The sequence below is a fragment of the Candidatus Acetatifactor stercoripullorum genome (assembly GCF_944382095.1).
In the GTDB taxonomy this organism is placed as follows: domain Bacteria; phylum Bacillota; class Clostridia; order Lachnospirales; family Lachnospiraceae; genus Acetatifactor; species Acetatifactor stercoripullorum.
Genome location: NZ_CALWMU010000021.1, coordinates 1 through 26,058 on the forward strand (window position 1 = coordinate 1; position 26,058 = coordinate 26,058).

Here is a 26,058-nt window from a genome sequence, read left to right on the forward strand (position 1 = left end):
TCACTCATTTTTGTAAGAGTAATTGCCACTTTTCTTTTCGCAGCTTTCAAAGTGGGAATAAACTTTTCACTTCAGCTCATATTCTGCAGACTAGGCATGGAATATTTTTCCCTTTTGTGTTATGATAGGTTCAGAAAAATCGGGCACCCGTGTCAGGCTTGCCCATCGGGAGGTAAAACCAATGAAAATAAAAAAAGATTTTGCAAAGCAGGACCTCCAGCTCCTTATGCAGTGCATGGAGCGGGCCCTGAACGGAGACTTCTCTTCCCTTGACGAGTCGCTTTTCCATGACCCCAAGCTGCCCAGACGCTACAACCAGGTGCTGGAAGCCTTTTTCTGTTCAAACAATACCTTTGTGATGCGGCTCAATAAATCCATGTCTAAAATCGGAGACAGCTCCTGCGTAAAGGAAATGCTGGAACAGCTTGACTCTCAGACCTCCGCCATTTCAAATATCCGGGACGCAAGCAAGGATCTGGGAGAATCCATTGAACACATTGTGACTGCCATGCAGACCATCCAGGAAAATTCCCATCAGGTGATGGACGCCTCCTCCGAAAGCGTTGCTTCCATGACCCAAAGCATTCAGATCGTGGACGCCTCCTCCGAAGAAATTCAAAAAATCAATGAACAAATGATGGATTTTCAGGAAAAGACTGTTAAGATCAATGAAATTATTGACATGGTAAAAAAGATTGCAGACAAGAGCGGACTTCTTGCACTGAATGCCTCCATAGAAGCGGCAAGGGCAGGAGAAGCCGGCAGAGGCTTTGCGGTGGTGGCCAATCAGATCAAGGAGCTTTCCGCCAATACCGCAGAATCCACCAAAGACGTGGTAACCTATGTGGAGCAGATTCGCTCCGGCATGGAAAATCTGGTGGAATCCGTCAATCATACTGCAAACCGGCTCAAGCAGGGCAATCAGAGCGTCCACCAGTCGGTGGATGAAATGAATGTGATGAACGAACGGATGAATTCCATCATCCGGGAGCTGGAAAATATTTACGGGGAAGCAAACCATCAGTCCGCACTGACCCAAAACTTTGTAGCCTCTATTGAAACCATTGCAGACAGCTATGACACCTTATCCCAGGAATGTATGGGAACAGGCTCCCACCTCTACCAGATCAGCAGAGAGGTGGACAAGGTAAGAAGCGACATGGCAAGGCACAATTCCCGGCTCTCCACCCTGGACTGGCTGACTATTTTCGAGATAGACCACCTGATCTTTACCTGGCGGGTATACAACAATCTGGCAGGCTTCGAGCAGCTTAAGATCACCCAGCTGAACAATCCCAAGGGCTGCAAGCTGGGACTTTGGCTGGAGAGCCAGACAGACCCCCGCATCTGCAATTCCGCAGAATTTAAGCAGACTGCTGCAGATCACGAAAGGCTTCACAAGTATGCCTGTGATTCCTGGTATGCCAACGACAAGGGCGACCGGGAGGCAGCTCTTTCGGCCTTCCAGCAGGCCTATGGGGCCTTCCAGTCCTTCCAGACCTCCATCCACAGGCTGCAGGGACTATTCTCCACTTAAACAGCTTTTCTATTGTGATGCTGGATTTTGCGCGCTGCGTATTTCATAAGCAGACCCTTACTGACCGCCGATACTTGGGCTGCGTCCTTTGCGGCCCTATGTACCGCTGCGGTCAGTTCGGAGCGGAAGCGCGTCTGTGTTGAAATATGCAGCATACAAAATCATCTGCTCCCTACTTTTTCTCCTTGGGCGGAAACTTTGTGCGAAGCACATACCACAGAGCTCCCGCAATACATACAGAGGAATAGGCTCCGCTCACAATGCCCACCATAAGAGGCAGGGCAAACTCCCGGATACTAGTCACACCAAGCACATACAGCACACCTACCATGATATAAGTGGTCAGGGAAGTAAAAATACTTCTGGAAAGAGTCTGTGTAATGCTTTTGTTTACCACTTCCTTCAAATCCTCTTTCTTCGTCATCACCGCCATATTTTCCCTTACCCGGTCAAAGATAACAATCGTAGCGTTGATAGAATACCCCACTATGGTCAGAATGCAGGCAATAAAGGTATTTCCCACCGGCATTCTCACCACCGCATAAAACGCCAGCATTACCAGCACATCATGAAGCAGCGCCGCTACAGAGCTGATACCGAACCGGATATCGCTGAACCGGATACGGATATAAATCAGCATACACACAATGGCAAGAGCCACTGCCAGCAGGGTATCTGTTTTCATCTCACTGCTGATGGTGGAGCTGATGGTTTCAGAGGTGATTTGATTCTCGTCCACCTGGAATTGCTCCCTGAACATCTCATTTAACGCCTCCCTCTGAGAGGTGTCCAGAGAGTTGGTCTTAAAAATCACTTCGTTGGAATCCTGCACCGTCTGAATCTGAACGGTGCTGCCCGTAACCTCCTCAATCAGAGGAACCACCTGATCGTTTACCTCCTCCAGCGTCATGCTCTCCTGAAAGGTAACGGTAGTGGCAGTGCCTCCCTGAAATTCCATGCTGTAATTTAGGGCATCTCCCGTGTTTACCTTATATACGCCCATAACGATGAGGCCCGCCGCAATCACAGCCAGGGAAGCCCCAAAGAAAATACCCTTCCTGGACAAAAAGTCAATAGGCTTCTTCTCCCTGGACACTCCATACCATTTTTCACTCTTAAATCCAATGGCATACAGAGCCTGCAGCACATATCTGGTCACCACAAGGGCTGTAAACATGGATAAAACGATTCCAAGGGCAAGGGTCTGGGCAAAGCCCCGGATAGTGCCCGGTCCCAAAATCAGCAGAATTCCCGCCGCAATCAGCGTGGTGATATTGCCGTCCACAATGGCTGACAAGGCTTTATCAAAACCGATTTTTAACGCGCTGCGCACCGTCTTGCCTGTGGCAAGCTCCTCGCGGATACGGGCAAACACAATCACATTGGCGTCCACCGCCATACCGATGGAAAGAATAATTCCCGCAACACCGGACAGCGTCAGCGTCATGTCAAAGCCGTTAAGCAAAAGCACAATCAGGGCCACGTACATTCCCAGTCCAATGGCAGAGGCCACACCCGGGATAAAGTACAGAACAATCATAAAGACCATCACAATCAGCAATCCGATGGCCCCCGCCTTCAGACTGGTTTCAATGGCCTCTACGCCAAGCTGGGCCCCCACCACCTTGGAATGCAGCTCCTCCAGCTCAAGCTTTAAGCCGCCGATTCGTATGGTGGACGCCAGATTCTCCGCCTCCTCATAAGACTCCATGGGGGAAATCTGGGCATTTCCATCGGTGAATACACCGTTTACCGCAGGAACGCTCACAAAGCTTCCATCGTAATAAATGCCAAGGGTTTCCCCCTTGTTGTAAGCGTTTCTCGTGGCGTCCTCAAATTTTTGGGTTCCCTCCTGGGTCATGGTCAGGTTCACCACATAGGTGGTGTTTCCCATGGAATCTGTGGCAGCGCCCGCTCTGGCATCCTGCACGTCGGTGCCCACCAGCACAATAGAGCCTTCCGCCTCCAGCTCCTCAAGGGTCTTGTTCAGCACATACTCATAAGCCATGTCCCCATTCTCATCCGTCACCGCCTGCAGAGAATAGTTGGCATTGCCCTCTTCGTCAGTTTCCGCAATGAAATACAGAGACCCCGGCTTCCCCAGCTCCTCTAAAATTGCGTTGGCATCGCTGACGCCGGGAATTTCAATGCTGATTCTATCGCTTCCCTCCTGGTAGACAATAGCCTCCGTGCTGTAATTTTCAACACGCTTCTGCAGCTTCGATATGGTATCCGCCATATCTGTGCTGTCCGGCTCCTCTTCTCCCACCACCTGATAGGTGATGCTCACCCCGCCTGCCAGGTCAAGACCCAGCTTGATATCAGAAGCGCTTGCCGTGCCCGCCGGGTCTATGCCGTTTACATCCACATAGGTGATTCCTGCAAGAAGCAGAAGTACACAAAGAAGTATCACAATCCCTTTACTCTTCTTCATTCTGACGCCTCCTGTCCGGCGCTCTCTTCACTCTGGGCCGCCTTCATCATAATGGCACACTCAATACGCTTCCGCTGCAGCTCACATCCAATGTCATAAGCGTCGTTGATATTGCCGTGGAAGTTGTAGGAATTAGCCGCACAGCCGCCGCTGCAGTAAAATTTTGCAAAACACTTCCTGCATTTTTCCTTGGCATATACATTGCAGCATTTGAATTCGTCCCGGATATCCTCTCTGAGGATTCCCTCATCCACATTTCCCATGAGAAATTTCTCATTCCCCACAAACTGATGGCAGGGATAAAAGTCTCCCCATGGCGTCACAGCCAGATATTCCGTCCCTGAACCGCAGCCCGAAAGGCGCTTTGCCACACAGGGGCCTCCTTCCAGATCGATCATAAAGTGGAAGAAATGAAAGCCTCTGCCCTCCTTCTCCCGCTTCAGCATTTCCACAGCCAGCTTATCATACTCTTCCTTCAGCACAGGGATGTCCTCCTGTCTGATGGCATAGGGCTCCGAGGGCTCTGCCACCACCGGCTCCACAGATATCTGCTGAAAGCCCAGATCTGCCAGATGAAGCACATCTTTGGAAAAATCCAGGTTATTGCGGGTAAAGGTTCCACGCACATAATAGTTCATCTGTCCTCTGCTTTCGGCCACACGCTGAAACTTGGGGACAATCAGATCATAGCTTCCCTGTCCCCCTCTGAAAGGACGCATAGCGTCATGCACTTCCTTCCGTCCGTCAATGCTGAGCACAACATTCGCCATCTCCTGATTAAGAAACTCAAGAATTTCATCATTCAAAAGAACGCCGTTTGTAGTCAGCGTAAACCGGAATTTCTTATTATGGGGCTTTTCCAGGCTTCTCCCATATGCAACCAGGTCTTTTACCACCTGCCAGTTCATAAGAGGCTCCCCGCCAAAAAAATCCACCTCCAGGTTCACCCTGTTTCCAGAATTTTCCACCAGAAAGTCCAGCGCTTTTTTCCCAACTTCAAAGCTCATCAGCGCCCTTCTTCCATGATATTCTCCCTCCTCTGCAAAACAATATCTGCAGGCAAGGTTACAGTCATGGGCGATATGCAGGCACAGGGCTTTCACCACAGTCTGTCTGTTTTTAAAATCAAACACATAATTTTCATAAATGTCGGGAGCAAAGAGCTGTCCCGCCTTCTCCAGCGCGAGAACCTCGTCCACCGCTTCGGTAATCTCCTCTGCCGGATAGGGAATATTTGCAAGATTCAAAACAGCGGCCTTAATGGTATCCGCATCCTTGATGCCTTCCGTCACAAGGGGCTCAACCAGTGAAATCATATCATACACGATATCATCCACCACATGGACAGAACCGCTGTTTACGTCCATGACAATATTGTACCCATTGCTTTTGTATTGGTGTATCACAGATTTTATTCCTTTCTATCAATGTCCGATTAGGCGTTTGCGAAACTCACTGACAAAGTCACAAATCTGGTCATAATAACCAAAAACGGGTTCCGAAGCAGTGGCTAGTCACCCTTATTTTGGTTATTACGCCCAGCTTCTGATACCAGAGAGCGAGTTTCGCAATTACCTAAATGTCCGATATCTTCACAAAAATAAAAATACAAGACTCAGTAAATAAGCAGCGACCAAAATCGCTGCTTACGTTAGTCTCGTAGTCTCTTTTTTTGGCATCCTGTCTGTTATTTCAGCTTTTCACAGCTCTGATTGCCTACGGTACAGGAAGTCTTGCAGGCTGACTGGCAGGAAGTCTGGCACTCGCCGCATCCGCCTTTTTTCATGGATTCCTTCATATCTCTCGTGGTCAAGGTTTTAATATGCTTCATTTTTAAAACAGCCTCCTTATGCTTTTGCTTTTAAAGTCAATGCACTCATAAACTTTTAGTAGTATATCATAAATCTTCGATTTGTAAAAGGGTTTTTTACAAAATAATACAACAGCAGTACAATTCCCTTAACTGAGCATGCCTCCCAGCATGCCGCCGCCCGCGCACAAAACCATCGTTGTGAGAAAAGAATCCGTAAGTTCTTTGACAGAATGGTTTACTGCAAGAGATATCGCCACCAGCACAAGAAAGTAGACGCCTCCCATAAGAAGCCCCCATAAAAATCTCCTGCTTCCCATCCTTTTTCCCGTTAAAAAGCCAGCCAGAAAGGTAGCGGCCACATAAATGGCAATAATGGCGATTGACACAATCTTTTCCGTAAGCCCCAGCTTAAAAAGCAGAAAAGCCAGCAGAAGCAGGAGCGCCGCTGTTACTATGTAAGAAAAAAGCAGGCATTTAAGCAGGAAGATAACGGGTGCCTTTTTTTCCGTCGAACCTCTTTCCATTGAATCCTCCCATGTCTTTTTGATAAGATAACAAGCCTCCGTTACTAAATTATATTCAGCTCTCCCTCAAAACTTGACATCTGTTTTTCCTTACTTCCGCTGTCCGTAAACTCCGCGAAAAGCCCGATAGGTTCTGTTCATTCCCTCCTGAAAATCCAGATATTTCATGCCCAGCTCCTCTTTGCTCTTTTCATTGGAGTAAAGCTGCGTCTCTTCCTCTGTCACGGGAAAAGGCAGAAGAATCCCCTTCTCCTGCGCCTGGGAAACTGTAAGGGGAATCTCCGCAAGCCCTTCCCCCGCAGCCTTTCTCAGAGCGTCAAAAAACCGGGGATAATCCACAATCTCATCCTGGCAGAGATTGTAGGCCTGCCCGTAGCTTCTTTCATTGAGCATACATCTGGATACGGCCTGGGCGGCATCCTTCACATAAACAAATTGAAAGCGTCCGGCGGCATCCGTGATACAGGGAAGCATTCTCTTCTCAACCGCAAGGCGGATAAACCAGGCTTCCCTGGGGGCATAATTATAGGGCCCATACAAAATTGCCGGGCGCAGCACGGTACACTTTACCCCTTTCTCGGCACAAGCTCTGCGAACCTCTTCCTCAAGGGCCGTCTTACCCGCAATATAACGTCCCGCTTCCCCCGGAAAATGGCGCTTTTCAAAGGGGGCGTCCTCTCTTTTTGGTCCGTCCCCGCCTCTTTGGTAAACGTCCACCGTGCTGATCAGAATATACTGCGTAACCCTTCCCTGCAGATGATACAGAACCGTCTCAACATCACCCTTTTCGTATGCGCAGAAATCTACGATCACATCGTAATCCCCACACAGCCCCTGCCACAGCGCCTTCTGCCTTCTGTCCCCGGTAACCTGCGCCGCCCCGAAATCCTTCATGGAGTAGGTTCCCCGGTTCACCACAGTGATCTCGTGTTCCTTTGCATATTCCATCACAAATACCCTTCCGTAAAAATAGCTGCCTCCTATCACCAGTATCTTCATCCGTGCATCCTCTCCGGCCTCTTATGCCTTCTTATTTTTGCGCTCCCCCAGGTCACAGACTCCGGTCCGGCTCCCCCGCGTTCATATCCGTATACATATCTAAGAGCCCAACCGTCTCCGTTGCTGGTCTCCCGTAGCTGATACAGCATTTATGGGACACCGTTTTTTCCACCGAAGAACGTTCATCCATGGTCACGCTCATACGCATAGCGCCCTTCTCAAGCTCGCTGTCCAGGTGCTTCAAAATCTCTTCCACCATTTTTTCTTCGTTTTCCATCCGTTTTCCCTCTCTTTGCAAACATTTGTTCTATTTTCAGAATATCACATCAGCCGTCCTTTTTCAAGCATTTTGCGTTCAAACAAAAACCCTTTGGATTTCTTTCTTAAAATGTTGCATTTTACCTAGTTTGGGAGTAATATATAGGCAGTATTTCATACAAAATAAACTAAAAAATACTGGAATCGAGGTCTAAAGATGAAAAAATGGCAAAACAAATGGGTACGTGCCGCTATTCCGGCATTACTGATTCACTGCAGCATCGGTACAGTGTACTGCTGGTCTCTGGTCAGCGATACGATTGTGGAATATTTTGACGGCAGCGTCACAAAGGGAAGCGTGGAATGGGCTTTCAGCCTGGCAATTTTCTTTTTGGGAATGTCTGCCGCCTTTTTAGGGCCTTTTGTGGAAAAGGACATCCACAGATCCTCTTTGGTTGCCGCAATCTGCTTTTCCGTGGGCATGGCCGGCACCGGCTTTTTTATACAGCAAAAATCCCTGGCAGGCATCTTTTTGTGCTATGGCGTCATTATGGGAATCGGTCTCGGCACCGGATACTTGTCCCCGGTCAAAACCCTTATGCTGTGGTTCAGCGAACAAAAGGGGCTGGCCACAGGTCTTGCCATTGCAAGCTTCGGTCTGGCCAAGGTGATTGCAAGCCCGCTCATGGAGTTTCTCCAGAACCGTTTTGGAATTGTAAGCATGTTCTACATCCTGGCAGTATTCTACTTTGTGTTGATGTTTATCGGCCATCTCCTGCTGGCAAAGCCGGAAGGATGGGTGGAGCCTCATGAAAAGTCGGGAGAAAGTGTGCTGAGCATCCTGAAAAACAAAACCTTTATCGGCATCTGGCTCATGTTTTACATTAATATCACCTGCGGGCTGGCTCTGATCTCCCAGGAAAAAAGCATCGTAAAGGCCATCGGTCTTGTGGGAATTGCCGGGCTGATCAGCTCTATCACCGCAATTTTCAATGCAGGCGGACGCCTTGGCTTTTCTGCCTGGGCAGACCATATGAAGGACAGAAACACCGTATATAAATTGATTTTTGTGCTTTCCATCCTTTTTACGGGTCTTACCATCCTCACAAACGGCATTGTCAACGGCTACGCCTTTTTAGTGATTCCTCTTCTGTTTGTCATTAATGCAGGCTACGGCGGCGGCTTCAGCAATGTGCCCGCGCTTTTGTCGGATCACTTCGGCATGAAATCCATCAGCCGCATACACGGGCTCTGCTTATCCGCCTGGGCTTTCGCAGGACTTACAGGCAATCAGATCGCCACCTACATCGTAAACCACACGGGAAGCTTCGCAGAGGACGCCCAGGGCAACCTGGTAAATCCCGTTGGCTATCAGAACGTTTTATACTTTACCTTTGTACTCTATATTGTGGCTCTGTTTATCAGCTTCTTTGTGATACCTGCAAGCAAAAAGCAAAAAAGCAGCAAATAAAACCCGATAAGAAAGCAGGGAGACAACGCTTTGGCATTTATGAATGCTTTGTGTTGTCTCCCTGTTTTTTCTTCTTCTCTTTTATCTGCCCCTTTATCCCATAAAGATAACCGTGATCGTCGTTCCCTTTCCCACCTCGCTTGCAAGCTCCATCTTTGCATTATGCTTGGCTATAATATGCTTTACGATGGCAAGCCCCAGCCCGGTGCCTCCCGTGGACTTGGACCTGCTTTTGTCCACTCTGTAGAAGCGCTCGAAAATCCTCTCCTGATGCTCCTTGGGAATGCCGATTCCCGTATCCCTCACCGTCAGCACAGTTTGTCCGTGCTTTGGGTAAACCTCCACCGAAACACTGCCCCCTTCATTGTTATAGCGGATGGCATTATCACATAAGTTGTACAAAAGCTCTTCTATCATCTGCTTATTTCCGGTGATATAGCACTCCGTGCCGCTCAGCCGTATGGTCACCTTATGCTTTTCCGCATTCAAGGCAAGCATTTCCACACAGGTATCCGCAAGCTGATAAAGGTTCAGGCGTTCAAAGGAGACCTCTTCCTCTGTGCCGTCCAGCTCCGACAGCCGGATAATATCATTAATCAGCGTCAGCAGACGGTTTGCGCTGCTGTGGATTCCGTGGGCAAAACGCACCACATCCTCCTCCGACGCCATGCCGGTCTCAATCAGCTCCGCATATCCAGAGATGGAGGTCAAAGGAGTTTTCAGCTCATGGGACACATTGGCGGTAAACTCCTGACGCATTCTTGCATTTTTCATGATATCCTCATGCTGCTCCTTGATCATGCTGATAAAGGGCGTCAGCTCCTCATAATCCGTCCCGTCATTGCTTTCATCCAGATTCTCCGCCAGCCGCTCTATGGGAGCAATCAATTTCGATGTAAGATAATGCGCCAAAACCATACACAGGACAATCAGCGCCAGAAGAACCATGAACAGGCTGGGAAGCGCCCTTCCGAAAATACTGTATATGCTCCCTGCGTCCTTTGCAATGCGAAGCACACTGCCATTCTCCAAACGCACTGCATAATAAAAGGTATTTTCGGACAGGGTTTCAGAATTTCTCACCGCCTGGCCTTCTCCCGTTTCCATGGCCTCCACAATTTCCGGTCTCTCCCCATGGTTTTCCATGCTTGCACTGTCCGCCTCGCTGTCAAAGAGCACCTTGCCATCCTCTCCCACCAAAGTGACGCGCATTTCATACTCTTCCAGCTTATCGCTTACCTCCCGGATTTGAGACATGTCCTCATACTCTGTCAAAATCATCGTATAAGCTCTCAAATCCTTAAACACCTGGCCTCTAAACAAATCATAATAGACTACCGTGATCAGCAGCATGGTAAAAAAGATAGCCAATGTGGCAATCAGCACCAATTTTCTATTGATTTTTTTCTTCATGTCCGCCCTGTCCTACACCTTATCCCCGTTCATGATATACCCCACGTTGCGCACCGTCTTGATCAGACTGCCTTCCTCTTTCAGCTTCTGACGCAGCGTCTTAATGTGCATATCCAGAGTTCTGGACTCCCCCTCAAAGTCAATGCCCCAAATGCGGTCCAGAATCACCTCTCTGGTGGTGACAATTCCCGCATTGGTCATTAAAAGCTTCAAAAGCTCATACTCCTTATAGGTCAGCTCGCAAGGAACGTCATTTACAAAAACCGCATGCTTTTCCCGGTCCAGCACAACGTTTCCAAGACGAAGAATTTTTTCCTTCTCCTCCGGCTTTGCACTCCTTCTAAGCATGGCCTTCACCCGGGAAATCAGCTCCATCACCCCAAAGGGCTTCGTCATATAATCGTCAGCCCCGATGTCAAGTCCCTTTACCTTGTCGATCTCCGTGGTCTTTGCCGTCACCATGATTATGGGTGTTGTAACCGTATCCTTACGCAGACGCAGCTTTTTTACAATGCTCAGCCCATCCTCATCTGGCAGCATCACGTCCAGCAAAACCAAGTCCGGCAGCTCCCTGTCAAGAGCCTCATAAAAATCTGCGGCACACAAAAATCCCTCCACCCGGTACCCCACATTGGTCAGGGCAAAGGTTTCGATCTCCTGTATACTTTTGTCATCCTCCACTACATATATCAGTGCCATACCTATATCCTTTCTTATCATTAGGTAATTGCGAAACTCGCTCCCTGGCATCAGAAACTGGGCGTAATAACCAAAATAAGGGTGACTAGCCACTGCTTCGGAACCCGTTTTTGGTTATTATGACCAGGTTCGTGACTTTGTCAGTGAGTTTCGCAAACGCCTATTGCTTATCATTCTGCTTAGGGGAGCTGATACCGCTCTCTGTACGCCATCACCTTGCCGGCAAAGTCCATGTTATCCTCCTTTTTAAGCTCGTCCAGATAAGCATGAATGTCAAATTCATCCTCATTCACCTGTAAAAGGCAGACGGCAATATTGGAGCAGTGGTCGGACACCCGTTCAAAATTGGTTGTGATGTCTGACAGCACAAAGCCCAGCTCAATGGTGCACTTTCCCTTCCGAAGGCGTTTTACGTGCCTTTGCTTGATCTCAAGATTTAATCCATCGATCACCTCCTCCAAAGGCTCCACCTGTTTTGCCAGACTCAGATCATCCTCCGTAAAGCTGAGCATGGTAATCTTTAAAATGTCGTGTATTGCCCGCTCAAAGACCTCCAGCTCCTTCTGGGCCTTTTCCGAAAACTTAAGCTTCTTTTGATACATCTCCTGCGCAGCCTCCTTGATGTTGCGGGCATGATCGGAGATTCGTTCAAAATCCCCGATACAATGGAGGATATTGGACAAGGTATGGCTGTCTTTTTCCGACAGATTTCTGGAGCTTAATTTCACCAGATAGCTTCCAAGCTCATCCTCAAACCGATCCACATCGCTCTCAAGCTTCAGCACTCTGTCCGCCTTCTCTTCATCATAGGTCTGTAAAAGACCCATGGAAAGATTCATAGCTTCCTCTGCCATCTCTCCCATGGTGACCGCCACATTATGGCTTTGCTCCACCGCATAGGAAGGCGTCTCCAAAAAACGGGCGTCCAAAAGATTCAAAATTCTTTCCTCCGGACTGGTCTCTTGACGCTTGTCCTCGTCCCTTATGGTCAGGCAGGCAAGCTTGACCAGTCCCTTAGAGAAGGGAAGCAGACAGATGGTGGCCGCAATGTTAAATAAGCTGTGAACGGCGGCAATGCCAAAGGGCGTTGCTGCATCTGCCAAAAAGGCAAAAGGAGATACAGCATTCACAGAATAAAACAGGATCATAAACACAATCGTGCCGATCACATTAAAGTACAAATGCACCAGGGCCGCCCGCTTTGCATTTTTGGCTGCTCCGATGCTGGATATCATGGCTGTCACACAGGTGCCGATGTTTTGTCCCATGATTATGGGAATTGCCGTGCCATAGCTTACGGCTCCCGTCATGCACAACGCCTGAAGAATGCCTACGGAGGCAGAGGACGACTGGATCACAGCCGTCAGCACAAGACCAGCCAGCATTCCCAGAACCGGATTGGAGAATCTGGTAAGAATACTGGTAAATTCCGGTACATCAGCCAGGGGTTCCACAGCCCCGCTCATGGTGTCCATTCCAAACATCAGCACGGCAAAGCCCACCAGTATGGTGGCAATATTTTTAGATTTCTCTTTGTGGGAAAACATCAGGATGGCTACGCCTACAATCGCCAGAATGGGAGAAAAGGAGGAGGGCTTGAGCATCTGAATCAAAAAGGAAGAGCTGTCAATCCCCGTCAGACCAAGAATCCAGGAGGTGACGGTGGTGCCCACATTGGCTCCCATGATGATGCCTACCGCCTGTTCCAGCTTCATAATGCCGGAATTTACAAAACCCACCACCATAACTGTGGTGGCGGAAGAGGACTGGATCACAGCCGTAACGCCCGCACCTACAAGAACCGCCTTAATAGGATTGTTGGTCAGCTTCTCCAAAATACGCTCCAGCCTGCCGCCAGAGGCCTTTGAAAGTCCCTCTCCCAGCAGATTCATCCCATACAGGAAGAGCGCCAGTCCCCCCACCATCGTAAGAAAATCAAAAAAGCTCATACTTTATCCTCTCTCTTTACATATTTTACATAAAAGCATTATCTTTTACAGAGTAAACGAACTATGTAAAATTTATAATCATTATACGTAAAATCTATGTAAAATATCAAGAGGCTTCTGAAAATTTATCTCCGCGAGGCAACAGCTCACTTAATACAGCTGAACGCCCTGCATATCTCCGGTCACCTGGAAGATCGCCCATTCCCCGATATTTACGGCGTGATCTCCTATTTTTTCAAGATACTTTGCAATCATCAGGTAATCAACCACCTTATCCGCATCCAGATTCTGGGTACGGATGGAGCCCATCAGCTCTTCCTTGACCTGGTTGAACAGATCATCCACCACGTCGTCGCTCTCTATCACCTGGCGCGCCGCCTTTTCATCTCCCTCCACAAAAGCCTCCACCGCTTCATGAAGCATATTCTTGGCTTCCTCCATCATGATAAGGAGCTTGCTCTCATAAACCCCGTCCAGCTTAAATTCCTGAGTCCGCAGACAAAGCTCTGCAATATCGGATACATGGTCTCCCACCCGCTCAATGTCCGTTACTACCTTAAGAGCGGACGAAACAAGGCGCAGATCCCTGGCCACCGGCTGCTGTCTGGTAAGCAGCGTAAGACATTTTGCCTCAATACTCCTTTGCATATCAATCATCTGACGGTCATTGTCCAAAAGCAGCTTCAGGGTTTCTCTGTCATTGCCTCTGACAGCGTATACCAGGCGGTCATAGCTGATCTCCGCCCGCTCGCCCATCTCCGTTACTTTATTTTTTAACAAATCCAATTCCTGTTCAAAATAGATTCTGGGTGACATGATTATCCTCTCTTTCCAATCATCCGCTTTAGGCGGCAAAATATTTTATTCAGCCAAAACGGCCTGTAATATAATCCTCAGTCCTCTTGTCCTTGGGACGGGAAAAAATATTCTGAGTGGAATTAAATTCCACCACCTCCCCCACCAGGAAAAATGCCGTGTCATCGGACACACGGGCAGCCTGCTGCATATTGTGGGTCACAATGGCTACCGTATACTTTTTCTTCAAAGATTCCATCAGCTCCTCTATTTTCAAGGTAGAGATCGGGTCCAGGGCTGAGGTGGGCTCATCCATCAAAAGCACCTCCGGCTCCACTGCCAGCGCCCGGGCAATGCACAGTCTCTGCTGCTGTCCGCCCGAAAGCCCCAGGGCAGATTTCCGCAGACGATCCTTTACCTCGTCAAAAATAGCCGCTCCCCTAAGCGCATTTTCCACAATATCATCCAGCTTTGATTTCTGCTTGATGCCATGAAGCCTGGGCCCGTAAGCCACATTGTCGTAAATGGACATAGGAAACGGATTGGGCTGCTGAAATACCATGCCTACCTTTTTGCGCAGCAGCGTGGTATCCACCCGCTTGTCATAAATATCCTCTCCGTCCAAAAGCACCTGTCCTTCAATGCGCACATTATCCACAAGATCGTTCATACGGTTTAAGCATTTTAAAAAGGTGGATTTTCCGCAGCCGCTGGGTCCGATAAAAGCTGTGATCGCATGATCCTTGATCTCCATGCTTACATCCTTCAGCGCATGATTCTCCCCGTAGTGGAGATTCAGATTTTTCACCGATATTTTACTCTTTTCCATGTTTATCCTCATTCCCGCGCATTTCTTTGCGCATAATCAATGTTTGTGCAAAGCCGCTTCTATCTTTCGCTTTTATACCGGCCGAAGCTTTTTTGCCGCCAGCTTGGTAAGCAGATTTAAAATCAGCACAATCACAACCAGCACACAGCCGATTCCGAAGGCGGTCTCATACTGCCCCTTCTGCATCTGCAGATACAGCTCTATGGTGAGCGTTCCGCCCGACTCTGTGGTTTTGGTAAAAAGTCTCTCCACATTTGCTGCAAAATCGCTTCCAAAGCGGGGCAGCTTGTAATCGCTTCCTGCAGTAAACAAAAGGGCTGCGGACTCTCCGACGATACGTCCCAGGGCAAGAATGATTCCTGTAACGATACCGGACATGGAAGAGGGAAGCAATATGGTTCTGATCATATGCCATTTTGTGGAACCCATTCCCAGGGCGCCGCTTCTATAGCTGTCCGGCACCGTCCGAAGGGCTTCCTGGGTATTTCTGGTGATCAGCGGAAGCACCATAATCGTCAAGGTAAAGGAGCCGGTGAGCAGGGAATAGCCAAGCCCCAGGGATTCCCCGAAAAACACCATGCCAAACAAACCGAAAATAATGGAGGGAATGCCCGAAAGAGTTTCCGTGGTAAACTCAATCATAGAAACAATTCTGCCCGGCTTTGCATATTCATTCAGATAAATAGCCGAACCAACCCCCAGCGGAGTGGCGATTAACAGCGTGATCACAATAATATAAAGGGTGTTAACCAGATTTCCAGCGATACCCGCCGTCTGGTTCAGGGCGCTTGTGACGGAGGTCAAAAACTTCCAGTTTACCGTGCCGATACCCTTTACAAACACATAGCCGATAATTCCAAGCAGCAGGATGACAGAAAGAGATGCCGATATGTAAACAGCCGCCAGCAGCACCGTATCAAGGGGGCGCTTTCTCTTTTTCATTAGTGTATTACTGCCGTTCATCTGCGCTTCCCCCCTTCTTTAAAATTTTGCTCAACGCTACGTTGATAATCATAATAAACACAAACAGCACCAGTCCGATGGTGAACAGCACCTGTCTGTGGGTTCCTGAGGAATATCCCATCTCGCTGACGATAGCTGTGGTCAAAAAACGCACGGAATTGAAGGGCAGCGGCAGGTTTACGCTGCTTCCCGACACCAAAGTGATTGCCATGGCCTCTCCGATGGCTCTTCCCACGCCCAGTACAACAGCTGTGATAATGCCGGACTTGGCCGCCGGGAGAATGGATTTGAAAATGGTCTGTATGTGGGAAGCCCCCAGTGCCAGAGACGCCGCCTTTATGCTGGGATGCACCGCCCTTATGGAGGTCTCTGAAATATTGATCACCGTGGGAAGAATCATGATGGCAAGCACAATCACCGCCGAAAGCAGATTCGCCCCGCCCGTAAACTGATGGGTTTTGGAACCCTCAAATAACGCAAGCTCAATTTTATACATAAATGGATTCAACAAATAGATACCTAACAGGCCGTACACAACGGAAGGAATTCCCGCAAGCAGCTCCACTGCCGGCTTCACGATCATGGCCAGCTTTTTCGGGGCAACCTCCGCAAGGAACACCGCGCTGAGCACTCCAATGGGCACACCGATCAGTATGGCAAGGCCGGTGCCCACAATAGAGGTCAGAATGACATAAAGAATACCATATTGAGGCTCCGCAGCCGTAGGCTTCCAGACGGTGCCAAACAATATTTCCTTAAGCCCCACCTGAAAGATGGCGGGCGTTCCGCTGATAATCATATATAGGGTGATGGAAACCACCGCCAAAACAGCGAAGAAGGCACAAATAGTGAAGATTATTTGTGCCGCAGTTTCCACCACCGCTTTGTTTTTTCTGCTTCCAACAATCGTGGACTCTTTTACAAAAGCGTGTGTTTGACTTTTCATCGCATTATCCTTTTTATTATTCTACCGTAATCAATCCTACACTGGTGGCAATTTCCTGTCCCTCAGCGCCCAGCACAAAATCGAACCATGCCTGTACCAGCTCGCTCTGTGCGGAGATTTCTCCATTGGTCGCCATTACGAAGGGTCTGCTTAAGAAGTAGCTGCCGGACTTGATATTGTCAACTGTAGGCTCTACATCATCCAGCGCAAGGGCTACTACAGTGTCATCCAGCACATCCAGTGATACATAGCCGATCGCGCCAGGGGTGGATGCTACCTTCGCCATAACCGCGCCGGTGCTGTCCAGCTCGTTTGCATATGCACATGCGTCCTCAATGCCAAGAATCTCTTCAAAAGCGCCTCTAGTGCCGGAGCCAGCCTCACGTCCCACTACGATGATAGGAGAATCTGAACCGCCAACCTCGCTCCAATTTGTAATGGTTCCGGTATAAATATCAGTCAGCTGCTGCTTGGTGAGCCCGGTTACCGTATTTGCAGGATCAACGCAGACTGCAATGCCGTCGATTGCTACGATATTTTCCACAACGCCCGCAGCCTTCTCATCATCCGTCAGGCTTCTGGATGAATTTCCAATATCCGCCGTTCCATTTGTCACCGCCTCGATGCCCGCGCCGGAGCCCACAAACTCTGCAGTTACATTCACATCAGGATTCTCTGCCATAAAAGCCTCAATCAATGCGTTGGCAAACTTCTCCATGGAAGTGCTGCCCACCATCTGGATAGAACCGGACAACGCCGCCGTCTCAGTGGATGCCTCAGTAGAAGCTGCCTCAGTAGAAGCCGCTTCAGAAGAAGTGGTCTCAGCCGCGCTGCTTTCCTGCGCAGAGCTTTCTGCCTGGCTGGTGGAAGCATTCGTCTCTTCGCTTCCACATGCGGTAAGGGTTCCCATTGCCAAAATACATGCTCCCACAAGAGCCAATATTCTGCTTCGTCTGTTTTTCATAATATTTGTTCCTCCATTTTTTGTTTTTCTTTTTCTCTCGATTACGTTGTAAATACTAGCATGAAAAAAAACAACAAAATATCACACTTGGGTAATTTGTATGTAATTTTTATGTAAAACCACAGGGGCAATACTCACACAAAAAAGAGGATTCTATGTAACGCAAATGATACTGCGCATAAAAAAAAGAGAGAACTGCACAATAACATACATCAAATATCCTATCGAAATTCATTGAAGCAAATAAGGAGTACAGCCATGGAATCCATTTGGAACAAGCAAATTCATCCACCCGTCTTTCCTTCCCTGGAGGAGGATCTTACCGCGCAGGCCGCTGTGATCGGAGGAGGAATCTGCGGCATTCTCACCGCCTTTCTTCTGCAGAGGGCAGGACTTAAGACCATTGTATTGGAAGCAGACGCCATCGGCAGCGGGCAAACCCACCTGACCACAGCAAAAATCACCTTACAGCACGGGCTCATTTACCACAGGCTGCTTACAGAAAAAGGCTTTATTGGGGCAAAAAATTATGCGGAAAGCAACCGACGCGGCATTTTGGCCTATGAAAATTTGATCAGGGAGCTTTCCATCTCCTGCTTTTTTGAAAAGCTTCCCGCATTTCTTTACACCCACACTCCAGAGGGCATGGAAAAGCTGAATCAGGAAAAAAACGCTCTCCTGTCTCTGGGAATTCCCTGCCGCATCTGCCGAAAAGATTCCTGGACCGCCCTTTGCGTGGATGGACAGGCCCAGTTTCATCCCCTTTTGTTTTTGTATGCGCTGGCCCCGCAGCTTTCCATCTATGAGCATACCAAGGTGACAAGGGTAAAAGGAAACTGCATCTATACGGAAAAAAATACCGTCACAGCAAACCACATTATCTTTGCCTGTCATTATCCCTTTGTGCTGGTTCCCGGCCTGTACTTTTTGAAAATGCACCAGGAGCGCTCTTACGCCGCAGCCCTGAAGGGAGATACCGGGCTGCCTGCCGGAATGTTTTTCGGGATTGACAGCGATACCCCTTCCCTGCGCCGCTTTCAGGATTATACCCTCATCGGTGGAGAGGGGCACCGCACCGGTAAAAACCACTCCTTCTTCCGCTATCAGGCGCTGAAGGAAACGGCGAAAAAATTTTTTCCAAAGGCTGTTTTGGCGGAAGCATGGTCTGCCCAGGACTGTGTCACCTTAGACGGCCTTCCCTATGTGGGGCGTTTTTCTCCATTTGCACCAAATTGGTATGTGGCCACAGGCTTTGGCAAATGGGGCATGAGCCTGTCCATGGCGGCAGCGTTGCTGCTCACAGACCTGATCTGCGGCCGCCCCTGTACCTATGAAGAGCTCTTTTCACCCAAAAGAAATTGGAATACCCGTGCCATTAAATCTTTTTTAGGAGAAATGAAGCAGGCGTCCTGCTCCCTTTCCCAAAGCTTTTTAAACAGAGGACAAAAAATAGACGCCGATGCGCTTCTTCCAGGCACCGGCTGCATCGGACGAATAGACGGAAAGAAAAGAGGAATTTATAAGGATACGGACGATACCCTCCATCTGGTGTCTCCCAGATGCCCCCACCTAGGCTGCCAGCTTTGCTGGAATCCAGAGGATAAAACCTGGGACTGCCCCTGCCACGGTTCCCGTTTCCACCGGACAGGGGAAATCATTGACGGTCCCGCCCAAACTGGAATTCATGATCAAGATTAGCTCCAAATAGTCTGCAGTATGCCGTCCGCAATAGCCCTGGCAATATCGTCAAATCTTTCGTCAAACAGCACGTTATCCTGGTCGTTGTTGATAAAGCCCACTTCCACCAGTACCGCAGGCATTTGGGTGCTGTTTAATACCACCAGATTAGGCCGTTCGTTGACGCCCTGATTGACAAAGCCTACCTCCTCCAGCTGCGCATTGATGTTATACGCCATTCTGGCTGCCTCCCCATACCGGTTGTAAACCAAGGTTTCAACGCCTGTGTACTGGTTTGGATAGGGGCTGGAATTGCGGTGGATGGAAACAAAATAATCCGCTCCCACCTGATTGCCCTCCGTAGCCTTCTGATAGGGGGATTCATAGACATCCGTAGTCCTGGTGAAATACACATCCACCCCGTTTTGTTCCAAAATATTTCCCACTGCAAGTGAAAGGGCGAGTACATCGTCCTTTTCCTGGCGTCCATTGTACACCGCGCCTGGATTGGCTCCTCCATGTCCCGGATCGATCACTACAAGCGCCATAAAAAAACGCCTCCCGCATCTCTTTCTACATTTTATGCGGAAGGCGCCTGATAGTGCCTGTATCATTTCTGTCTGTTTTATCCTTTTACACAGCAAACTGGCTGTTATAAAGATTCGCGTAAAATCCACCCTGTCCAAGCAGGCTTTCATGGTCTCCCTGTTCGATAATATTCCCATCCCGCATCACAAGGATCACATCCGCCTCCTGGATGGTAGACAAACGATGGGCCACAATAAAGCTGGTGCGCCCCTCCATCATTTTTGCGAAGGCATTCTGTATCTTGATTTCCGTGCGGGTGTCAATGGATGAGGTGGCCTCATCCAGAATCAGCATGGGCGGCAGACAGAGCATTACGCGGGCGATGCACAAAAGCTGTTTCTGCCCCTGGGAGAGGCTTCCCCCGTCCTCCGTGATCACAGTATCGTAGCCCTCCGGAAGGCGCTTGATAAAGCTGTGGGCATGGGCCGCCTTTGCCGCCGCCACAATTTCCTCTCTGGACGCTTCCGGTTTCCCCATGCTGATATTATCCGCAATGGTGCCGCTTCTAAGCCAGGTTTCCTGCAGCACCATGCCGTAGCTGGTCCTTAAGCTTCCTCTGGTAATCTGGCGGATATCTGTTCCATCCACCCGGATGCTTCCCTCGTTCACATCATAAAAACGCATCAGCAGATTGATCAGTGTGGTTTTTCCGCAGCCTGTGGGACCTACAATGGCAATTCTCTGTCCCGGCTTCACGCACAGGTTGAAATCCTGGATCAGCTTTTTATCCGGCACATACTGAAAATACACATGGGCAAGTTCCACATTGCCCGAGGCATCTGAAAGCACTTTTGCATCGGGCGCGTCCGGAACCTGGGGCTCCTCCTCGATCAGATCCAAAATGCGGCCCGCGCACACAAAGGCATTCTGCAGCTCCGTCACCACTCCCGATATCTCGTTAAAGGGCTTTGTATACTGATTGGCGTAGCTTAAAAAGCAGGAAAGCTGCCCTACGCTGATACCGCCGGAAATGGCGATCAGCGCGCCGAAAATTCCAACTCCCGCATACACGAGGCTGTTTACAAACCGTGTGGCAGGATTGGTGATAGAGGAAAAAAAGATTGCCTTTAAAGAACATTTCTCCAGTCTGCCGTTGATCTCTCCAAACTGCTCCCGCACCTGTTTTTCCCTGGAAAAGCACTTTACCACCTTCTGATTTCCTACGATCTCTTCCACCAAAGAGGTCTGCTCTCCTCTTGTCTCAGACTGCTCCTTAAACATAGAATAAGTCTTTCTGGCAATAAAGCGGGCCACCAGAAAGGAAACAGGGGTGATGCAGACTACTACAAGGGTGATGGGCACATTCGTAACCAGCATAAAGCCCAGTGTGCCGAAAATGGTCAGTACTCCCGTAAAAAGCTGGGTAAAACCCATAAGCAGCCCGTCGGCAAAGGTATCCACGTCCGCGATCACACGGCTGACCACATCGCCATAGGCATGGGTATCCATATATTTTAAAGGAAGTATCTCCAATTTTTGAAAAGCATCGGAGCGGATATCCCGGATCACATGGTAGGTGATATAGTTATTGCAGGTGTTCATCACCCATTGGGCCGCCGCAGTGATCACCATGACAACGGCAATTTTCATCATAATCTGAAAGACTCCCGGCATATCCACCTGGCCCTTCCCCACAATCAGGTCCACGGCGTCTCCTGTCAGAATCGGAATATACAACGTAAGCGCCACGGTGACGGCGGCCAGTAAAAGGGACAGCGCCACCACAAGCCTGTACTTTTTAATATAGCGCAAAACCCTTTTCATGGTTTCTTTCTGACTCATGGTTTTCTTCTGGCTCATGCTCTTCCTCCCTTCTGTCCCGGTCTCTCATTGGGATACTGGGAATAGTAAATTTCCTGGTATACCGTACAGCCCTCCAAAAGCTCTTTATGGGTTCCCACTCCCGCCAGCTCTCCATCGTCCAGCACTATGATCTTGTCCGCATTTCGTATGGAGGAAGCTCGCTGTGACACAAGAAAGGTAGTGGTATTTCCCCGGAGTGTCCTAAGCGCCCCGCGGAGCTTTGCGTCCGTGGCATAGTCAAGGGCGGAGGCGCTGTCGTCCAAAATCAGGATTTCCGGTCTTCGCACCAGGGCTCTCGCGATGGTAAGTCTCTGTCTCTGTCCTCCCGACAGGTTTTTTCCGTTCTGGGTAATTGCCGCGTCCAGCCCTCCGGGCTTTCCCTCTACGATTTCCTTCGCCTGGGCAAGTTCCAAAGCCCGCCACATTTCTTCCTCATCTGCATCCGGCTTTCCCCACTGGAGATTGCTCCGGATGGTTCCTTTAAAGAGCACCGCCTTCTGGGGCACCATACCCACCCGGCCTCTCAGCTCCTCCTGGGGAATTTCACGAATGTCCTTCCCCTCCAGGCGCACCGCACCCTGGGTAACAGGGTAAAAACCGGGAATCAGGTTAACCAGGGAGGATTTTCCGGAGCCCGTGCCTCCGATAATTCCTATGGTCTCCCCTTTGTTTACCGTAAAGTGGATATCGTGAAGCGTTTCCGCTCCCGCCCTCTGATAGGTGAGGGATACATGCTCAAAGGATAGATAAGGCTGCCCTTGTGCAGGCTCTTTTACACACTCAAAAGAAGCATCCGCACGCTGCTTGCTCTCCGGCGCTTCGTTTGTGATATCAAATACCGCAGCCACCCGGTCTGCGCAGGCCAAAGCCTTTGTGAGCGTAATAATCAGATTCGCCAGCTTAACTAACTCCACCAGTATCTGAGACATATAATTGACAATGGCCACAACCTCTCCCTGGGTGAGGTTTCCCACATTTACCTGAATGGCTCCAATATAAATCAGAAGAATTATGGCGCCATTTACGATCACATAGGTCACAGGATTCATGAAGGCGCTGATCTTCCCCACAAACATCTGCAGGGCGGCAAGAGCCTGATTATTTTCCCAAAAGCGCTCTTTTTCCCGCTCCTCCTGGTGAAAGGCACGGATTACACGCACCCCTGTGAGATTCTCTCTTGTGATCCCAAGTATCCGGTCCAGACCGGCCTGCACCTTTTTATACAGCGGAATAGTCCAGAGCATAATTCCAAAAACCACAACTCCAAGGGCCGGAATCGCCACTGCAAACACCAGCGCGCTCTTCACATCTATGGTGAAAGCCATGATCATGGCGCCAAACACAATGATGGGAGAACGCAGAAACAGGCGCAGCACCATGTTCACCCCGGACTGCACCTGATTGATGTCGCTGGTCATCCGTGTGATCAGGGTGGAGGTTCCCGCCCGGTCAAGATTGGTAAAGCTTAAGGACTGAATATGATCGAACAGAGACTGCCGCAGCTTTGTGGCAAATCCCACAGCCGCCTTTGCCGCAAAATACTGTGCGGTAATGGAGGACACCAGCCCCACCGCTCCCAGGGCCAAAAGACAAAGCCCCATTTGAGCGATATATCCCATATCCTCCTGTGCAATTCCCCTGTCTATGATGCCCGCCATCACCAGGGGAACCAGCAGCTCAAAAAGAGCCTCCAGCAGCTTAAAAAGCGGCGCCAGCACAGACTCTTTTTTATAATCCTTCAAATAAACAAGCAATCTCCTCATCTAAAACCCTATCTCCTATTTTTCTTTCTCACAAAGCCGCATACAGGCTGCAGCCCGGTAGCCCTCCGGGCTGGGAAGCATAATCCAATGGGCTTTATCGTCAATACAGCTTCCCAGATTTTTCCCCACTCCCTCGCCTGTCAGCTTCCCGTAGGCTTCCCTGCGGCACCAGCACTCATAAAAATAATTCTTCTTTTCCCTCTCCGAAGCATATCCGGCAAACCGTCTCCTTTCCTCCTGGGAAAAAAAACGCTCTGCCAGTCTTTCCACAGGACAGTCCCTCTCCTGCTGGATATCCGCTCCGATCTCCCTTTGGGAAAAGGCGCACAGCACATAATCCCCGGAATGGGAAAGACTAAAGAAATACGGGTAATTTGTCACATAGGGCTTTCCCTGTACCCCATAGGCAAAATGCAAAGGCAGAGGCTCCCCCGCACGATCCAAAAGCTCCTGCAAGGTCAAAGAAGAAACGGTCTCCTCTTCTCTTTTTGAAAGGAGCGCTTCCTGCAGGGCCAGCTGAAGCAAAAGTCCCGCTCCGGCGCTTTCCAGCCGTTTTCTTGGATTTTTTATGCTCTGGATACGATTTCGCCTTTCTTGATCCAGCCCCTTTAGGATGGATGCCAGCCAAAAATCTTCCCCCTGCCCATCTGCCCCTTTCAGAGACAGCAGATAAAACCGTTCCTCCATATTTTTCTCTCTTCATCTATGCTTCAAGTAATTGTGAAACTCACTCCCTGGTATCAGAAACTGGGCGTAATAACCAAATTGTCCTTATGACAAGAAGGCTGTCGGAAATCTACCAGCTCCGCCAGCCTCCTTTTTCAAAACGCCTGTACTTTTTTGCGACTCATTCCCCGGTAATCTGCAGGTGCAGCTCTGCAAGCTGTGCATCGTCCACCACGTCGGGAGCGTTTGTCATCAGGCAGGAGGCGTCCTTTACCTTAGGGAAGGCAATGACCTCTCGAATGCTCTCCGCCTTTGTCAAAAGCATCACAAACCGATCCATGCCGATGGCCAGTCCCGCATGAGGGGGCACTCCGTACCGGAAGGCATTTAACAAAAATCCAAATCTCTCCCACGCCTGCTCCTTGGTAAAGCCCAGCACCTCAAACATTTTCTCCTGAATGTCATCCTGGAAGATACGGACGCTGCCGCCCCCCAGCTCCACACCGTTCAGCACAATATCATAGGCCTTTGCCCGCACCCTTCCCGGATCCGTCTCCAGCATGGGAAGATCCTCCTCCATGGGCATGGTAAAGGGATGGTGCATGGCCGTAAAACGGTTCTCCTCCTCGCTCCACTCAAGCAGAGGAAACTCCGTCACCCACAAAAAGTCAAACCTGTCGTTATCAATAAGCCCCAGCTGCTTAGCCAGCTCGCAGCGAAGAGCCCCTAAAACAGCCCACACATTCTTTAAACTGTCTGCCGCAAACAAAAGCAGGTCTCCAGGCTCTGCCTCCATTGCCCCAGCCAGTCCGTCAAGCTCTTCCTGCGTCATAAACTTTGCAAAGGAGGATTTGTAGGTTCCATCCTCCTGTACCGATAAATAGGCCAGCCCCTTTGCGCCATATCCCTTTGCAAACTCCACCAAAGCGTCGATTTTCTTTCTGGGCATCCCGGCCTGTCCTTTTACATTGATCCCCCGGACACTGCCGCCGTTTTCCAGGGCGGAGGTAAACACGCCAAAACCGCAGCCCCTGACTGTCTCCGAAACGTCCACCAGCTCCATGCCAAAACGGGTATCCGGCTTATCCGAGCCGAAACGGTTCATGGCCTCCGTCCAGGCCATGCGTCTGATAGGCAGCTGCACATCAATTCCAATAGCCTCCCTGCATACCCGGGCCACCATCCGCTCTGTCACATCGATCACATCATCCACATCCACAAAGGACATTTCCAAGTCCACCTGGGTAAATTCCGGCTGCCTGTCCGCCCGAAGATCCTCATCTCTAAAGCATTTTGCAATCTGAAAATAACGGTCATAGCCCGAGCACATCAGAAGCTGCTTGAACAGCTGGGGCGACTGGGGCAGCGCATAAAAGGTTCCCGGATGCACACGGCTTGGCACAAGGTAATCTCTGGCTCCCTCCGGCGTGGATTTCTGCAGAATGGGCGTCTCGATCTCCAAAAATCCCTCTGACTCCATAAAGCTGCGGATATTGGCAGCGATTTTGCTGCGCAGTATCAGATTTTTCTGCAGATCCGGCCTGCGCAGGTCAAGATAACGATACTTTAAGCGCAGCTCCTCCTTGGTCTTGGAATCTGCTTCAATGGGAAATGGCGGCGTCTCCGCCTCAGAGAGGATTCTGATCTGTTCTGCCCTCACTTCCACCTCTCCGGTGGCAAGGCCTTCGTTGACAGCGCCCTGGCGTCTCTCCACTTTTCCCGTCACTGCCACCACAAATTCGCTCCGAAGCCTTTCCGCTTTTGCAAAGCTTTCGGCTCCGCACTCGCTCTCCTCAAAAATAACCTGCAGAATCCCTGCTCTGTCACGCAAATCCACAAATATAATACCGCCCTTATTGCGCTGCTTCTGCACCCAGCCCATAACGGTAACGTTCTCTCCCACATTCGCCGCAGACAGCTCCCCGCAGCGGCATGTCCTTTTTAAGCCTTTCATCGACTCAGCCATA

General features: G+C 49.7%; 21 protein-coding genes and 1 pseudogene. 3 read left to right on the forward strand and 19 right to left on the reverse strand.

Features of this window, described 5'->3' with window-relative positions:
• The first annotated feature begins 181 nt into the window (after nt 1-181).
• Nucleotides 182-1,537 (forward strand): methyl-accepting chemotaxis protein, encoded by a 1,356-nt coding sequence (locus SHK35_RS07805; RefSeq protein ID WP_318709338.1) that lies wholly within the window; start codon nt 182-184, stop codon nt 1,535-1,537.
• A gap of 172 nt (nt 1,538-1,709) precedes the next feature.
• Here the strand turns inward: SHK35_RS07805 and secD are convergent, their stop codons facing one another.
• The 6 genes from secD to SHK35_RS07835 form a co-directional block, all read right to left on the reverse strand.
• Complete coding sequence (gene secD, locus SHK35_RS07810; RefSeq protein WP_318709341.1) at nt 1,710-3,971, reverse strand: protein translocase subunit SecD; 2,262 nt, start codon at nt 3,969-3,971, stop codon at nt 1,710-1,712.
• Entirely contained in the window at nt 3,968-5,377 is a 1,410-nt protein-coding gene (gene scfB / locus SHK35_RS07815; RefSeq protein ID WP_318709343.1) for a thioether cross-link-forming SCIFF peptide maturase, read from the reverse strand. Before scfB ends, secD begins: the two co-directional genes overlap by 4 nt.
• A 281-nt stretch (nt 5,378-5,658) precedes the next feature.
• Nucleotides 5,659-5,802: a six-cysteine ranthipeptide SCIFF gene (scfA, locus tag SHK35_RS07820; protein WP_318702624.1), complete on the reverse strand. Its 144-nt coding sequence runs from the start codon at nt 5,800-5,802 to the stop codon at nt 5,659-5,661.
• A gap of 128 nt (nt 5,803-5,930) precedes the next feature.
• A complete protein-coding gene (locus SHK35_RS07825) occupies nt 5,931-6,308 on the reverse strand; it encodes a TIGR04086 family membrane protein (RefSeq protein ID WP_318702625.1) in 378 nt (125 codons plus the stop codon).
• 90 nt (nt 6,309-6,398) lie between these two features.
• Nucleotides 6,399-7,307, reverse strand: coding sequence for an NAD-dependent epimerase/dehydratase family protein (locus SHK35_RS07830; protein WP_318709345.1), 909 nt, complete (start codon nt 7,305-7,307; stop codon nt 6,399-6,401).
• Between the two features lie 52 nt (nt 7,308-7,359).
• A complete protein-coding gene (locus SHK35_RS07835; protein ID WP_318702627.1) occupies nt 7,360-7,584 on the reverse strand; it encodes a hypothetical protein in 225 nt (74 codons plus the stop codon).
• Nucleotides 7,585-7,782: 198 nt separating this feature from the next.
• Between SHK35_RS07835 and SHK35_RS07840 the strand changes: the two genes are divergently transcribed.
• Nucleotides 7,783-9,036 (forward strand): OFA family MFS transporter, encoded by a 1,254-nt coding sequence (locus SHK35_RS07840; protein ID WP_318702628.1) that lies wholly within the window; start codon nt 7,783-7,785, stop codon nt 9,034-9,036.
• Between the two features lie 93 nt (nt 9,037-9,129).
• Here SHK35_RS07840 and SHK35_RS07845 read toward each other — a convergent pair whose 3' ends face one another.
• From SHK35_RS07845 to SHK35_RS07880, 8 genes are all read right to left on the reverse strand, one after another.
• Nucleotides 9,130-10,449: a sensor histidine kinase gene (locus SHK35_RS07845; RefSeq protein ID WP_318709347.1), complete on the reverse strand. Its 1,320-nt coding sequence runs from the start codon at nt 10,447-10,449 to the stop codon at nt 9,130-9,132.
• A 12-nt stretch (nt 10,450-10,461) separates the two neighbouring features.
• Nucleotides 10,462-11,148 (reverse strand): response regulator transcription factor, encoded by a 687-nt coding sequence (locus SHK35_RS07850; protein WP_318702630.1) that lies wholly within the window; start codon nt 11,146-11,148, stop codon nt 10,462-10,464.
• Between the two features lie 179 nt (nt 11,149-11,327).
• On the reverse strand, nt 11,328-13,097 hold the full coding sequence (locus SHK35_RS07855) for a Na/Pi cotransporter family protein (protein WP_318709349.1): 1,770 nt from the start codon (nt 13,095-13,097) through the stop codon (nt 11,328-11,330).
• A 150-nt stretch (nt 13,098-13,247) separates the two neighbouring features.
• Entirely contained in the window at nt 13,248-13,913 is a 666-nt protein-coding gene (gene phoU / locus SHK35_RS07860) for a phosphate signaling complex protein PhoU (protein WP_318702632.1), read from the reverse strand.
• Between the two features lie 49 nt (nt 13,914-13,962).
• Nucleotides 13,963-14,721 (reverse strand): phosphate ABC transporter ATP-binding protein PstB, encoded by a 759-nt coding sequence (pstB, locus tag SHK35_RS07865; RefSeq protein ID WP_318702633.1) that lies wholly within the window; start codon nt 14,719-14,721, stop codon nt 13,963-13,965.
• A gap of 72 nt (nt 14,722-14,793) precedes the next feature.
• Nucleotides 14,794-15,684, reverse strand: coding sequence for a phosphate ABC transporter permease PstA (gene pstA, locus SHK35_RS07870; RefSeq protein ID WP_318709350.1), 891 nt, complete (start codon nt 15,682-15,684; stop codon nt 14,794-14,796).
• Nucleotides 15,671-16,630, reverse strand: a complete 960-nt coding sequence (pstC, locus tag SHK35_RS07875) for a phosphate ABC transporter permease subunit PstC (protein WP_318702635.1) — start codon at nt 16,628-16,630, stop codon at nt 15,671-15,673. The genes pstA and pstC overlap by 14 nt, the downstream gene beginning before the upstream one ends.
• 16 nt (nt 16,631-16,646) lie before the next feature.
• The gene (locus tag SHK35_RS07880) at nt 16,647-17,594 is read right to left on the reverse strand and encodes a phosphate ABC transporter substrate-binding protein (protein ID WP_318709351.1); all 948 of its coding nucleotides are present in this window, start codon (nt 17,592-17,594) and stop codon (nt 16,647-16,649) included.
• A gap of 258 nt (nt 17,595-17,852) precedes the next feature.
• On the opposite strand from SHK35_RS07880, the gene SHK35_RS07885 reads away from it, so the two are divergent.
• Nucleotides 17,853-19,292 carry an FAD-dependent oxidoreductase gene (locus SHK35_RS07885; RefSeq protein WP_318709352.1) on the forward strand — a complete coding sequence of 480 codons (1,440 nt, stop codon included), beginning with the start codon at nt 17,853-17,855 and terminating at the stop codon, nt 19,290-19,292.
• 5 nt (nt 19,293-19,297) lie between these two features.
• On the opposite strand, the pseudogene SHK35_RS07890 reads toward SHK35_RS07885, so the two are convergent.
• From SHK35_RS07890 to aspS, 5 genes and pseudogenes are all read right to left on the reverse strand, one after another.
• Nucleotides 19,298-19,819: pseudogene (locus SHK35_RS07890) on the reverse strand (N-acetylmuramoyl-L-alanine amidase family protein); the annotation flags it as partial.
• Between the two features lie 85 nt (nt 19,820-19,904).
• On the reverse strand, nt 19,905-21,659 hold the full coding sequence (locus tag SHK35_RS07895) for an ABC transporter ATP-binding protein (protein WP_318709353.1): 1,755 nt from the start codon (nt 21,657-21,659) through the stop codon (nt 19,905-19,907).
• Nucleotides 21,656-23,425: an ABC transporter ATP-binding protein gene (locus SHK35_RS07900; RefSeq protein WP_318709354.1), complete on the reverse strand. Its 1,770-nt coding sequence runs from the start codon at nt 23,423-23,425 to the stop codon at nt 21,656-21,658. The genes SHK35_RS07895 and SHK35_RS07900 overlap by 4 nt, the downstream gene beginning before the upstream one ends.
• A gap of 15 nt (nt 23,426-23,440) precedes the next feature.
• Entirely contained in the window at nt 23,441-24,112 is a 672-nt protein-coding gene (locus tag SHK35_RS07905) for a 4'-phosphopantetheinyl transferase family protein (RefSeq protein WP_318709355.1), read from the reverse strand.
• 160 nt (nt 24,113-24,272) lie between these two features.
• Complete coding sequence (gene aspS, locus SHK35_RS07910; RefSeq protein WP_318709356.1) at nt 24,273-26,057, reverse strand: aspartate--tRNA ligase; 1,785 nt, start codon at nt 26,055-26,057, stop codon at nt 24,273-24,275.
• Between the last annotated feature and the right edge of the window lies 1 nt (nt 26,058).